Source organism: Pseudonocardia sp., from assembly GCF_050246655.1.
In the GTDB taxonomy this organism is placed as follows: domain Bacteria; phylum Actinomycetota; class Actinomycetes; order Mycobacteriales; family Pseudonocardiaceae; genus Pseudonocardia.
Window position 1 is genome coordinate 1 of sequence record NZ_JBFWVQ010000139.1, and the last position, 13095, is coordinate 13095.

A 13095-nucleotide genomic window follows, 5' to 3' on the forward strand; every position below is an offset into this window, starting at 1 on the left:
GACGCGACGAGCAGCACGCGGTCGTGGCGGGCCTCCGCCTCGGCCAGCCGCGCGGCCCACCGGCTCGGGTCGCCGTCGGCGTCGAGTCGGGCGACGCGCCCGCCCCGGCGCAGGTGGAAGGCGAGGTAGGTGGCGAGTTCGCGGACGGCCGCCGCGGGCACCCCTTCCGTAGCCGGCACCAGCGCCACCACCGGCGGGGTCGGCGGGGCCGCCGCCGGGTCCGGGCCGGGGACCCGCGCCGCGAGCCGCTCCACCATCGCGCGGGCGAACGCCGGCTCCGTCGCGAGGAGGCGGTCGAAGTCCGCACGGTGCAGGCCGAGGAGCTCGCTGTCGCGCCGCGCCACGGCTGTCGCCGTGCGGACGCCGTCGCCGAGCAGCGCCAGCTCCCCGAACACGTCACCCGCGGTGAAGGCACGCACCAGCGCACCGTCGGCGAACACCTCGATGCGGCCGGACCGCACGAGGTAGGCCGTGTCGCCGCGGTCGCCCTGGCGGAAGAGCGTCATCCCGGCGTGGACGAACCCGGGCCGCGCGGCGCGGACGAGCAGGCGGCGGACGCTGCCGGGCAGCTCGGCGAGCAGGCCGCCCGGGGTGGCGGGGACGGCCGGCTCGGCCGTGGGTTCCGCCGGCTCGGCCGCGGGGACGGCCGGTTCGGCCGTGGTTGCGGCCGGTGCGGCCGGTGCGGCCGGTGCGACCGGCGCGACCGGCTCGGCCGGTGCGGCCGGCTCGGCCGGTGCGGCCGGCTCAGCAGCGGGGTCGTCCGACCGCTCGGATCCGGATGGCTCACCCCGCGGGCCGGGGTCCACCGGCGGCACGGGGCGCACCCCGTCGAGGTCGACGGGTCCGGTGGGCCGTTCCGGCAGCGGCACCCCGTCCGTCGGGATGCCGGTGGATCCGCCACCCTCCGCATCGGCCGGGACGATCACCGGCCGGCCGTCCGGCCCGGCGACGCGCCCGAGGTTGCGCTCAGCGGGGTACGGAGCGCCCGAATCCCCGCTGGTGGAAATCTCGCGTGCAGAACGGCCCGGTCCGCCGCTCGATCGGGTGACGGCAGGCGGCGCGGGCGCACGCGGCGACACCGGCATCCCGCCCGACACGGGCGCCACGCTCGTGACCCGAGCACGCGCACCGGCCGGGGGCGGGATCGCGCCGGGCGCGGGCCGGGACGGCGGCACCGACCGGAACACCGGCGACCCCGACGACCCCGGCAGCACCCGCGACCCCTGCGACGACCCCGCCGCCACCGCTGACCCGATCGGCACCGCGGCGACGAGGGTGCCCACCCGCACCGGCCCCGCGTCCGCCGCGTCCGCGCCGGCCCCCTGCCCGGCCGGCACGAGCGCGTCCTCCATCGCGAGCGCCGCCGCCAGCGCGACGACGAGCACGACACCCCCCGCAAGGAACACGACGCCGGTGGCGTCGGCGAACCCGCGCAGGAACGGCTCGGCGAGCACCGGGTGGAGCCGGTCGAGGAAGCTCGAGTCCTCGAGCAGCGCCGTCCCGACGTCGCCGCTGCGGAGCCCCTCGACGACGGAACGGTTCACCGGGTCCGCGAGCACCGCGGGGTCGCCTGCGACGGCCTGGAACTCCGGCGTCGCGGCCGCCTCGCGGAACGCCGAGGCGATCCGGTCGGCCACGATGCTGAACAGGATCGTGAGGAAGACCGCGGCCCCGGCGCTGCCGCCCAGCGAGCGGAAGAACGTGGCCGCCGCCGTGGCGACCCCGGAGTCGCGGGCGGCGACGGCGTTCTGCATCGCGAGGGTGAGCGGCTGCAGGTTGCCGCCGAGGCCGACACCGAAGGCGAACATGAACACGGCGGTCGTCGCGAACGACGTCTCGTCGGTGATCACGGACAGCCACAGCAGTCCGACGATCATCAGCACCGATCCGAAGATCGGCCACACCCGGTAGCGGCCCGTGCGCTCGATGACCTTTCCCGACACGAGCGACGTCGCGAGGATCCCGACGACCAGCGGCATCATCAGCACACCCGCCTCCGCGGGCGAGGCGCCACCGACGACCTGCAGGTACAGCGGCAGCGCGGTGATGACCCCGAACATCCCGAAGCCGACGGCGACGCTCGCGATCGCGCCGAGCCGGAAGTTGGGCACCCGGAAGTGCTCCAGCGGTAGCAGGGCGTCGTCCCCCCTCGCGCGCTCGATGAGCACGAACCCGGCGATCCCGGCGACCCCGACGAGGTAGCACAGCCATGCCTCGTAGGAGTTCCAGCCCCACTTGCGGCCCTCGTCGGCGACCACGAGCAGCGGCACGAGCCCGAGGGAGAGCATCGCGGCGCCGGACCAGTCGACGCGGGCCCGTGCGCGCTGCCTCGGCGTCCGCAGCCCGACGGCGACGACCGCGAGCGCGACGAGGCCGACCGGCACGTTGATGAGGAACACCCAGCGCCAGCCGGTGATCCCGAGGATCTCGTCCGTCCCGGCGAGCAGGCCCCCGACCAGCGGTCCGAGCACGCCGAACGCCCCGTACACGGTGATGAGGTGGCCCACGTAGCGGGCCCGCTCGCGGGCCGGGACGAGGTCGGCGATGATCGTCAGCGACAGCGAGAACAACCCGCCCGCACCGATGCCCTGGATCGCCCGGTAGGCGGCGAGCTGGTACATGGACGTGGCGATCGCGCACAGCAGCGACCCGATCACGAACACCGAGATCGCGACGACGAACAGCGGCTTGCGCCCGTGGACATCGGAGAGCTTGCCGTACAGCGGCGTGCTGATCGCGCTCGCGATGAGGTAGGTGGTCGTCGCGAAGGCCTGCAGGTCCGCGCCGCCGAGATCGTCGGCGATGGTGCGGACGGCGGTGGCGACGACGGTGAGATCGAGGGCGGCGAGCGACACGCCGAGCATGAGCCCGACGAGGACGACGCGGACACGTCGCTTGTCGGTCATCGCGACGCACCCCCCTCGGCGACGGCGACGAACGGGCGGCCCGGGCCGCTGCCGGTCCAGACGGTGCCGCGCAGGCGCCCGCCGTCCACGGTGGCGTCGATCCGCACCCCGTCGCGCGGCCCGAGCACGACCGTGCCGCCACGCGCGGAGCCCTCCAGGAAGGCGGCGAGCGGGACGCCCTGTCGCCCACCGCGGCCCGCGACGTGGCCCTCGGCCCGGTCACCGGTCACGATGACCGACACCGCGACCCGGCCGTCGTCGGTCGTACCCGCATAGGACACGGCGATCGGGGGTGCGACGACGACCGGGGCGGCTGCCGGGGCGGCCGCAGGCGGCTCCCCGGCACGGTTCACCAGGAACAGCACCATCGCGAGCGCGACGGTCGCGACCACGGTCATCATCGGCGAGCGCCGGGTGGGCGTCGAAGCAGGCATCGCAGGGCTCCTCAGCACGCCAGGAGATCGGCGAGCAGGTCCTCGTGGGTGATCTCGACGGAGTCGGTCAACGGGCAGCGCACGTGCACGACACCGCCGTCGCGGGTGTGCCGGGTCCCCGGGAAGACCGACCGCAGCAGCGTGACGACGCCGGTGTTCTCCGCCAGCACGTCGCCGTGGAGCTCGCGGTGGCCGAGATCGCGGGCGAGCACGGCGAGATCGGTGAGCAGCATGCGACCGACGCCGCGGCCCTGCCACGCGTCGACGACGGCGACGGCGAGCTCGGCCCGATCCCCCGCCCCGCCGATGATCCGGCTGATCCCGACCGCGCGGGTACCCAGGACACCGCGCACCTCGGCGACCAGACCGGCGTGGTGGCGGCCGTCCACGTCGTGGAGGTGGCGGCGGACGGCGGCCGTCAGCCGGGGCGCGGGCGCGTGGAAGCGCAGGTAGCGGCTGCGCTCCGAGAGGCCCGCGAAGACCGCGTCGACCGCGGGGTCGTCGCGGCGCAGCGGCCGTGTCCGCACCGCGGCCGCCCTGCGCCGCCGCCGTGCCACCGTCGTCTCCATGTCCTCCCCCTGAAGGTCCGGCCCGCGCCAGGTCTCGGCGGCAGGTCCGTCCACTTCACGCGGCGGGGAGGCGAATCGTTCAGGCTCGTTCAGACGAGCACGCGGAACCCGTCGTCGCGGCGCAGGACGAAGAAGTACGGCCGAGAGTCCCCGCGCAGGTCCATGGCGCCGAGGACGGTGGTGTCGTCGACCCGGCGGAAGACGTCGAGGATCGGCTTCGCGTCGTAGATCATCGTGGCGCTGACGACGCCGCGGTACCCCGTCATCCGCAGCCGGGCCGTCGGCTTGCGCGTGCCGATGACCGGGCGGATCGCGGTGATCAGCCGGTGGTAGGAGCGGTTCGCGGGCAGCGGCAGCCCGACGGGGGCGAACGCCGGGTCGACGGGGAAGGCGGCGCGCCGGTCCGGGGTGTGGAACAGCAGCGGGTGGACGGTCTCGGCGTCGGTGAACCGCTTGCCGTACCAGCCGGTGGCCGTCAGCAGGCCGTCCATCCGGTGGCCGGTGGGGAACTCCGAGCCCGCCCAGGTACCGATCATGAACTCGACGGGGACGGCATCCAGGCCGTCGTAGAGGTCGAGGGCCTCGTCGAGGGTGACGCGGCCTGCGGCGAGAGCCTGCGCGAACGTCGTCATGGCCGCGATGGTGGCACGTCGGGCAGTGGAAGGATCGCCAGAGTGACCACCGACGACGAACGCATCGCGCTGTTCCTCGACTACGAGAACCTCGCCATCGGCGCCCGCGACGGCCTGGGCGTCGCACCGTTCGACTTCACCCCGGTGGCGGACGCGCTGGCCGAGCGCGGTCGGGTGGTCGCGCGCCGCGCGTACGCGGACTGGTCGGCCTTCGACGAGGACCGGCGGGCGCTCGCCCGTGCGCAGGTGGAGCTGATCGAGATCCCGCAACGCATCGGCGGCTCCCGCAAGAACGCCGCGGACATCAAGATGGCCGTGGACGCCGTCGAGCTCGCGTTCGCGCGCGGCTTCATCACGACGTTCGCGATCGGCACCGGCGACTCGGACTTCACGCCGCTGGTCCACAAGCTGCGCGAGCTGGACAAACGCGTGATCGGGATCGGCGTCCAGTCCTCGACCTCGGCGCTGCTGCCGCCCGCGTGCGACGAGTTCCTCTTCTACGACCGGCTGCCCGGCGTGGAGCCGCGGCCGAAGCGCTCTCTCGCCGCGACCGCCACGCCCGCCTCCCCGGCGCCGGAACCCGAGGCCGAGACCGATCCCGGCCGGCTCGTCACCCGCACGCTCGCCGGGCTGCAGCGGCACGCGGACGGCCCCGTCCTCGCGTCCCGGCTCAAGCGCGCGATCCTGCGCAAGGACCCCACCTTCGACGAGGCCGAGCTCGGCTTCCGCGGCTTCGGTGAGCTGCTGCGCAACCTCGCCGACCAGCGCGTGATCGACCTGCGGCAGGGTTCGGCCCAGGGCGATCCCGAGGTGGGGTTCCCCGAGCACGGCTCCGCGGACGACGAGGCGTTCCGCGAGTTCGCCCGCCTCGTCGCGGACGCCGGGTCGCCACGCCCGCTGAACGGGATGAAGGACCAGCTGCGGCGGCGCATCCCCGGGTTCAGCGAGAAGCGGTTCGGGTTCTCGAGCTTCCTCGCGTTCGCGAAGGCGGCGCGGGCCCGCGGGCTCGTCGAGATGGACTGGGACGAGGCGGCGGGCGACTACATGCTGCACGGAACCGCCTGAATCGTCGGCATGTCGTGCGAACATCTGTTCGTGTCCGCCGACCCCGCGATCCTGCATGCCGACCTCGACTCGTTCTACGCGTCGGTCGAGCAGCGCGACACGCCCGCGCTGCGGGGCCTGCCGGTGATCGTCGGTGCCGGGGTGGTGCTCGCCGCGTCCTACGAGGCGAAGGCGTTCGGGGTGCGCACCCCGATGCCCGGGTCGCAGGCGCGCGCGCTGTGCCCGCACGCCGTGGTCGTGCCCCCGCGGTTCTCGGCCTACACCGAGGCCAGCCGGGCGGTGTTCGCGGTCTTCCGGGACACGACGCCGCTGGTGGAGGGCCTGTCCATCGACGAGGCGTTCCTGGACGTCGGAGGCCTGCGCCGGCTCGCGGGCTCGCCCGCCACCATCGCCGCGCGGCTGCGAGCCCGGGTCCTGGACGAGGTCGGGCTGCCGATCACCGTCGGTGTCGCGCGCACGAAGTTCCTGGCGAAGGTGGCGAGCCGGGTCGCGAAACCGGACGGCCTGCTCGTCGTTCCCGGGGACGGGGAGCTCGAGTTCCTGCACCCGTTGCCCGTCGAGATGTTGTGGGGCGTCGGGGAGGTCACGGCGGCCAAGCTGCACGGCTGGGGCATCCGGACGGTCGGCGACGTGGCGCAGCTCGGGCAGTCCACGCTCGTGTCGTTGCTCGGGCGCGCCGCCGGTCGGCACCTGTTCGCGCTGGCCCACAACCACGACGCGCGGCGCGTGCAGGTCGGGCGTCGGCGCGGCTCGATCGGTTCCCAGCGCGCGCTCGGCAGGCGCCCGAAGTCGCCGGAGATGGTCGACGCCGTCCTCACCGGGCTCGTGGACCGCGTCACCCGCCGCATGCGCGCCGCGCACCGCGTCGGCCGCACCGTCGTGCTGCGGTTGCGCTTCGACGACTTCTCCCGCATCACCCGTTCCCACACCCTCGGCGCCGCCACCGCCCACACCGGCACGGTGCTCGGCGCGGCCCGCACGCTGCTCGCGACCGTCCGGCCCGAGATCGAGCGCCGCGGCCTCACCCTGCTGGGTGTCGCTGTCGGCAACCTGGACGACGACGCGTCCGTCCAGCTCACCCTGTTCGACGAGCTGCACCCGGTGAGCGTCGACACCGCGCTCGATCGCGTCCGTGAACGCTTCGGCTCGAGCGCCGTCACCCGGGCCGCGCTGCTGGGCCGCGACCAGGGATTCGAGGTGCCGCTCCTGCCGGACTGACCGCCGTCACGCGTCGAAGTTGAGTAGTTTTGCGCTCTGCCGGGATCGGTCGCCCGATCCGAGACTTCCCCTCGAAGCGAGATCACCGCACCGAGGGGGACGAGATGACCGAGACCTGGAACTGGCGCATCGCCGCCCGCTGCCGCGTCGCCGATGCCGACACGCTGTTCACGCGCGGCCGCGTCCAGCGCGAGGCCCGGCAGTTCTGCACGGCATGCCCGGTCCGCACCGAATGCCTCGCCCACGCGCTCGACCACCAGATCGACATCGGCGTCTGGGGCGGCATGACCGAGCGTCAGCGCCGCGCCCTGCTCAAGCAGCGGCCGCAGGTGGCGTCGTGGACGGAGCTGCTGCAGTCGGCGCGGCAGGCGTACTACGCGGCGCTCGCGGACGCGGCGGCGTCGCGCGATGGCGACGCTTCTGCCGCCGGGTGCAGTGTCGTCGAGAGCAGTGCCGTCGAGAACAGGGCCGCCGAGAACAGGGCCGCCGAGAGCACCGCCCCGACCTGCGGCGCGCAGGACGCAGCGAGCAGCACGGGTTCGTGACGGCGCGAGCGTCCCATGCCCGTACGGGGCGCGCGCCGGGCCGCTCCGACGGGCGCGGTGCTCCCGTCCGTCGGCGGCAGCCGCCGGACCGTGCCAGGCTGGGCCGATGAGCCGCCGCGACGACACCGCAGAGGAGCGGGACGGCGTCCGCCTGACGAGTCTCGACCAGCCCCTGTTCGACGGGGCCGACGCCACGAAGCGCGACCTCGTGGACTACCTCGACGCCGTCGCCGACCGGATCGTTCCCGAGCTGGCCGACCGGCCGCTGTCCGTGATCCGGGTCCGCCCGGGACAGGAGCCGTTCATGCAGAAGAACGTGCCGAAGTACACCCCGGACTGGATCCGCACCGTGACGGTGTGGGCCGAGGCGTCGCGTCGCGAGGTCCGCTACGCGCTCTGCGACGACCGGCGGACGCTGCTGTGGTTCGCAAACCAGCGCGCCGTGGAGTACCACCCGGCCCTGCTGCGCGGGGAACACCACCACGTCACCCACCTCGTGCTCGACCTCGACCCGCCTGCGGGCGACGCCTTCGGCCACGTCGTCGCCGCGGCGCGGCTCGTCCGGCAGGCGCTCGCGGACTGCGGGCTCACGGGTGCGGTGAAGACCAGCGGCGCCAAGGGGCTGCACGTCATCGTGCCGGTGGTGGAGTCCACCGCGATCGAGGACGCGGCGGCCGCGACCCGAGCCCTCGCCGCCCGCGCCGAGCGGATCGACCCGGCGCTCGCCACGACGGCGTTCATCCGCGAGGACCGCGGGGGCAAGGTGTTCCTCGACTCGACGCGCTCCGGCGGCGCGACCGTCGTGGCCGTCTACAGCCCGCGCGTCCGCCCCGGCGTGCCGGTGTCGTTCCCGGTCGGCTGGGACGACCTCGAGGACGTCTCCCCCGCCGACTTCACGGTTCGCACGGCGCCGCCGCTGCTCGGCGACACCGATCCGTGGCGGGCGCAGCTGCCCGAACCGCAGGCGCTGCCCGCCGACCTCGTCGACGAGGGGCACACGATCCCGATCGCCCGCGTACAGGCGATGCACGAGGGCAAGCGGCGCGCCCGCGCCCGGCGGGAGTGACCCCCGGCTCGGCCGAACCACCGAACGGTGATCACCGGTTCGGTGACATGACGTGCACGGGCGCACGTCATGTCACGCCGACGGTGATCACCTCACGTCAGCCGAACGCCAGCTCCACCATGTCCTCGACGGCCCGGTACCCGATCCGCGGGTAGATCGCGTTGCTCACCGGGTTCGACAGGTCGGTGAACAGGACGACGTCACGGGCACCGGCGTCGAGCGCCCACGCCGTGGCCGCAGCCGTGACGGCGGTGCCGTAGCCGTGGCCTCGGTGCGCGGACGGCGTGTAGACGGGCCCGACCCGTGACATCGCCGCGATCGGGGTGCGCGCCGCGGCGTAGGCCACCGGTTCCCCGTCGACCTCCCACAGCTGGATTCCGCCGCCGCGGGCGAGCACGTCCCGCAGGCCCGGCCGCGGGTCGTCCGGCGTGGGCAGGGTCGGCAGCGCCTCCCGCATGAAGTCCTCCTGCCAGCGGGCGAGGAGCTCGACGTCGTCGGCGACCGCCTGCCGCGCCGATCCCGGCACCCCGGACGGGCACTGCAGCACCACCAGCCGGAACAGCCGCTGACGCATCGCCACCTCGACCCGCCCACCGGTGCGCGCCGCCACTGCCGAGGCGTAGGCGTGGGCCTGCGCGACCGGACCGGTCACGCCCCACGGCGCCGGGTCGACCGTGGCGGCGACGGCGTCGACGTCCGCCGCGCACACCGCGGGCAGCCCCGACACGATCACTCCGCGGCCCTCGACCCGGAACGCGGCCCCGACGACGGTGCTGCCGCGGTGCGCGGTGACCATCAGCGCGGGGGCCTTCCGGCCGTCGCGCACGCCGTCGAGCACGGTGATCGCCATGGTGTGGCGCACCGGGTCGGCGTCGTAGAGCGGGCCCGCGAGCCGGACGAAGGCCGCGATGTCGTCGTGGAGCCTGATCCTCACGGCGCCAAGGGTGAGCGCCGGCCCGCGGCCCGGCCAGCCGATTTCTCTACCCTGGTGGAGTGAGCGACGAGCTGCTGTACCGGCTGCTGACCGACCCCGTCTTCCTCGCCGCCGTCGGCGTCGCGCTGCTGGTGGTGCTCGTCGTGGCGCTCGTGGTGGTCGTCAAGGTCACGCACGCGGTGAAGCGGATCGCGGCGCGCAACGCCCACCTGCTGGACCGTGCGCGCGCCGCGGTCGCGACGGGCCCGGCCCGCGAGGCCGCCGAACTGCGCGGCACGCTGCGCGCGTCCGTCGCCGAGACCGACCGGGTCATGGCAGGCACCGACCACGCGCTCGTCTCGGCCGTCCTCACCGACCAGCACCGCGAACTGGGCCGGCTCGCCGCCGCCCTCGACACCCACCTCGACGCGCTCGCCCGCGACCCGGACGCCCGCCGCGTCACCGACGCGCTGCCCGAGGCCCGGGACTGGACGCGCCGGCTGTGCGACGCCGCCGCCACGATCCGCGACGGCGTCCGCCGCACGGCGATCCACGACGAGGAGGTCCGCGCGCTCGACCGGTCGACGACCGACGCCGCTGCCGCGCTGCGCGCCGGGGTGGACTTCCTCGCCGAGCGGGTCCGCGAGGGCCGCTGAGCCACCGCGACCCGCAGGCAGGTGCCCTACAGCACCGGCAGGTACGTCGCCAGCTCGTACGGGGTCACGTTGCGGCGGTACGCCTCCCACTCCGCCCGCTTGTTGCGCAGGAAGAAGTCGAACACGTGCTCGCCGAGGATCTCCGCGACGAGCTCCGAGTGCTCCATCGCCGCGAGCGCCTCGGTGAGGTTCTGCGGCAGCGACTCGTAGCCCATGGCGCGGCGCTCGGTCTCGGTGAGCGACCAGACGTCGTCCTCCGTGGGCGCGCTCAGCTCGTAGCCCTTCGCGATGCCCGTGAGACCCGCGCCGAGGATCACGGCGTACGCGAGGTAGGGGTTGCAGGCGGTGTCGAGCGTGCGGATCTCGACCCGGCGCGTGGAGGACTTGCCCGGGGAGTACATGGGCACCCGCACGAGCGCGGAGCGGTTGGCGTGCCCCCAGCAGACCGCGGTGGGCGCCTCACCACCGGTGATGAGCCGCTTGTAGGAGTTGACCCACTGGTTGGTCACCGCGGTGATCTCGCGGGCGTGCCGCAGGACCCCCGCCACGAACGCCTTGCCGGTCTCGGAGAGCTCGTAGGGATCGTCCGGGTCGTGGAAGGCGTTGCGGTCGCCCTCGAACAGCGAGAAGTGGGTGTGCATCGCCGAGCCCGGGTGGGCGGAGAACGGCTTGGGCATGAACGAGGCCCGCACGCCCTGCGTGATCGCGACCTCCTTCACGACGTAGCGGAACGTCATGATGTTGTCCGCCATCGTGAGCGCGTCCGCGTAGCGCAGGTCGATCTCCTGCTGGCCGGGACCTCCCTCGTGGTGGGAGAACTCGACGGAGATCCCCATCGACTCGAGCGTCTCGATGGCGTTGCGCCGGAAGTGGGGGGCGGCATCGTGGCTGGACTGGTCGAAGTAGCCGCCGGAGTCCGCCGCCTCGGGCGGGCTGCCGTCCCCGGGCAGGTTCCTGAGCAGGTAGAACTCGATCTCCGGATGGACATAGCAGGTGAAGCCGCTCTCGGCCGCCCGCGAGAGCATCCGGCGCAGGACGTGGCGGGGATCGGCCCACGACGGCGAGCCGTCCGGCATGGCGATGTCGCAGAACATCCGGGCCGAGTAGTGCTCCCCTGCGCCGTTCTCCCACGGCAGGACCTGGAACGTCGACGGATCGGGGCGCGCCACCATGTCCGACTCGTAGACGCGCGCGAAGCCCTCGATCGCCGAGCCGTCGAACCCGATGCCTTCCGCGAAGGCACCTTCGAGCTCCGCCGGTGCGACCGCGACCGACTTCAGATACCCGAGGACGTCGGTGAACCAGAGCCGCACGAAGCGGATGTCGCGTTCCTCGAGCGTGCGGAGCACGAACTCCTGCTGGCGGTCCATGGGTGCCGAGCCTAGGAACGTCGCGTTACAGGCATGTTTCCGGGGTGATCTCGCCCTAGAGCCGGCACGCCGCGTCGCCCGCCGGGAGGGCGAGATCCACCAGGTAGGAGGTGACGATTCCGTCCACGCAGTCGTTGCCACGCAACGCCGCGGTGTGCTGGTTGCCGGTGACCGTGAGGAGCGTGCCTCCCATGGCCTTGGCCAGGTCGACCCCCGCCTGGTACGGGGTGGCGGGGTCGCCGGTGACCGAGATCACCAGCGTGCGTGGGAGGCCCGTCACGTCCGGGACGTGCGGCTGCATCGTCGGCGGCACCGGCCAGAAGGCGCACGGCCCCAGCGCCGGGACGACGGGCTCGCCGTCGTCGCGGAACGGGGCCACCTCGACCACGCGGCGCACGATGTCCTCGATCTCGGCCCGGTCGGTGATCCGCTCGTCGTCCATGCAGTTGATGACCTGGAACGCCTCCAGCTTGTTCTGGTAGACGCCGTCGGGGCTGCGGTCGTAGTAGGCGTCCGCGAGACGCATGAGCAGGGTGCCGTCGCCGCGGGCGACGCCGGCCAGGCCCAGGGTGAGGATCGGCCACGCGTCGGAGAGGTACAGCGCCTGGGTGACGCCCGTCATCGCGTCCGGGTAGCTGAGCTCGCGCCCCTGACCTGCGGGGATCGGCTTCTCGATCAGCGGCCGGACGAGCTGCTGGAAGCGCTGCGTCGAGCGGGACGGGTCGGTGCCCAGCGGGCAGGACGGGCGGCGGGCGCAGTCCGCGGCGTAGGCGTCGAACGCCTGCTGGAAGCCCTTGTTCTGGGCGACGAGCTGGTCGGCGGACTTCATCGTCGGGTCCAGGGCGCCGTCCAGGACGAGCGCGCGGACCTTGTCGGGGAACTGCTCGGCGTAGGTCGAGCCGAGCGAGGTGCCGTAGGAGTAGCCGAGGTAGGTGAGCTTGTCGTCGCCGAGTGCGGCGCGCAGGACGTCCATGTCGCGGGCGGCGTCGCGGGTGCCCACGTTCGCGAGGACGTCCACCCCGCCGGAGCGCTCGATGCACCGCTGCACGAAGTCCTTGCTCTCCTGCTCCGCGGCGTCGATCCCGGCGGGGGACGGGTCGAGGTCGAGGTCCGCGCGCTCGACCTCCCACTCGGCGTCGGTGAGGCAGTCGATCGTCGGCGTGCTCGCGCCGACGCCGCGCGGGTCGAACCCGACGATGTCGAAGCGCTGCGCCAGCGGGCCGCTGCCCGCACCGGGGCCGACGATGTTCACCACCGCGCTGGTGCCGGACGCTCCCGGGCCACCCGGGTTGATCACGAGCGAGCCGATCCTGTCGCCCGTCGCCTTCTGCCGCAGCACGGCGAGCTGCGCGCGGCGCCCGTCCGGCTCGGCGTAGTTCAGCGGGACGTCCAGCCGCGCGCAGTCGTAGCGCGGATCGGCGAACGAGAACGCGTCGGCCGGGTCCGAGGCGAACCCCTCGCACGGCCCCCAGGCGAGCTTCTGGCTGTAGTACGGCGCGAGGTCGGCGTCGCCGTCCGCCGGGGCAGGCACCCCAGGCAGGCCCGGGAACAGCGACGAGCAGCCGGTGAGCAGGATCGCGAGCACGGCCGTGATGACGGTGGCGGCCTGCAGGGTCCTGCGGCGGGGAGGCACGCGGGCCAGCATGCCAGCGGCACGTGGGGTGGCGGTGAGGGCGGTCACCTGCCGGGGTGACCGCCCTCACCCGCTCACGAGTACGAGT

The 13095-nt window shown here is 73.9% G+C and carries 12 protein-coding genes; 5 read left to right on the top strand and 7 right to left on the bottom strand.

The genetic code is table 11. The features are described 5' to 3' along the window. The 4 genes from AB7J25_RS27155 to AB7J25_RS27170 all read right to left on the bottom strand — a co-directional run. A partial coding sequence (locus tag AB7J25_RS27155; protein WP_428513574.1) for a DHA2 family efflux MFS transporter permease subunit occupies positions 1-2906 on the bottom strand: 2906 nt, incomplete at its 3' end. Further along, complete coding sequence (locus tag AB7J25_RS27160) at positions 2903-3340, bottom strand: hypothetical protein (protein WP_428513576.1); 438 nt, start codon at positions 3338-3340, stop codon at positions 2903-2905. The genes AB7J25_RS27160 and AB7J25_RS27155, both read right to left, overlap by 4 nt. An 11-nt stretch (positions 3341-3351) precedes the next feature. Next, on the bottom strand, positions 3352-3909 hold the full coding sequence (locus AB7J25_RS27165) for an N-acetyltransferase family protein (protein WP_428513577.1): 558 nt from the start codon (positions 3907-3909) through the stop codon (positions 3352-3354). Positions 3910-3998: 89 nt separating this feature from the next. Beyond that, positions 3999-4541, bottom strand: coding sequence for a DUF4334 domain-containing protein (locus AB7J25_RS27170; protein ID WP_428513579.1), 543 nt, complete (start codon positions 4539-4541; stop codon positions 3999-4001). A 42-nt stretch (positions 4542-4583) separates the two neighbouring features. On the opposite strand from AB7J25_RS27170, the gene AB7J25_RS27175 reads away from it, so the two are divergent. The 4 genes from AB7J25_RS27175 (at position 4584) to AB7J25_RS27190 (ending at position 8435) form a co-directional block, all read left to right on the top strand. Next, complete coding sequence (locus tag AB7J25_RS27175; RefSeq protein WP_428513581.1) at positions 4584-5606, top strand: NYN domain-containing protein; 1023 nt, start codon at positions 4584-4586, stop codon at positions 5604-5606. A gap of 30 nt (positions 5607-5636) precedes the next feature. Then, positions 5637-6824: a DNA polymerase IV gene (gene dinB, locus AB7J25_RS27180; RefSeq protein ID WP_428513583.1), complete on the top strand. Its 1188-nt coding sequence runs from the start codon at positions 5637-5639 to the stop codon at positions 6822-6824. A 104-nt stretch (positions 6825-6928) separates the two neighbouring features. After that, positions 6929-7369, top strand: coding sequence for a WhiB family transcriptional regulator (locus AB7J25_RS27185; protein WP_428513585.1), 441 nt, complete (start codon positions 6929-6931; stop codon positions 7367-7369). A gap of 106 nt (positions 7370-7475) precedes the next feature. Beyond that, positions 7476-8435 carry a DNA polymerase domain-containing protein gene (locus AB7J25_RS27190; RefSeq protein ID WP_428513587.1) on the top strand — a complete coding sequence of 320 codons (960 nt, stop codon included), beginning with the start codon at positions 7476-7478 and terminating at the stop codon, positions 8433-8435. Between the two features lie 97 nt (positions 8436-8532). Here the strand turns inward: AB7J25_RS27190 and AB7J25_RS27195 are convergent, their stop codons facing one another. Beyond that, positions 8533-9369 carry a GNAT family N-acetyltransferase gene (locus AB7J25_RS27195; protein WP_428513589.1) on the bottom strand — a complete coding sequence of 279 codons (837 nt, stop codon included), beginning with the start codon at positions 9367-9369 and terminating at the stop codon, positions 8533-8535. A 59-nt stretch (positions 9370-9428) separates the two neighbouring features. On the opposite strand from AB7J25_RS27195, the gene AB7J25_RS27200 reads away from it, so the two are divergent. Continuing rightward, the gene (locus tag AB7J25_RS27200; RefSeq protein WP_428513591.1) at positions 9429-10004 is read left to right on the top strand and encodes a hypothetical protein; all 576 of its coding nucleotides are present in this window, start codon (positions 9429-9431) and stop codon (positions 10002-10004) included. Between the two features lie 26 nt (positions 10005-10030). Here the strand turns inward: AB7J25_RS27200 and glnA are convergent, their stop codons facing one another. Both glnA and AB7J25_RS27210 read right to left on the bottom strand, forming a co-directional pair. After that, a complete protein-coding gene (gene glnA / locus AB7J25_RS27205) occupies positions 10031-11374 on the bottom strand; it encodes a type I glutamate--ammonia ligase (RefSeq protein ID WP_428513593.1) in 1344 nt (447 codons plus the stop codon). A 55-nt stretch (positions 11375-11429) separates the two neighbouring features. After that, positions 11430-13007 carry an alpha/beta hydrolase gene (locus AB7J25_RS27210; RefSeq protein WP_428513595.1) on the bottom strand — a complete coding sequence of 526 codons (1578 nt, stop codon included), beginning with the start codon at positions 13005-13007 and terminating at the stop codon, positions 11430-11432. Between the last annotated feature and the right edge of the window lie 88 nt (positions 13008-13095).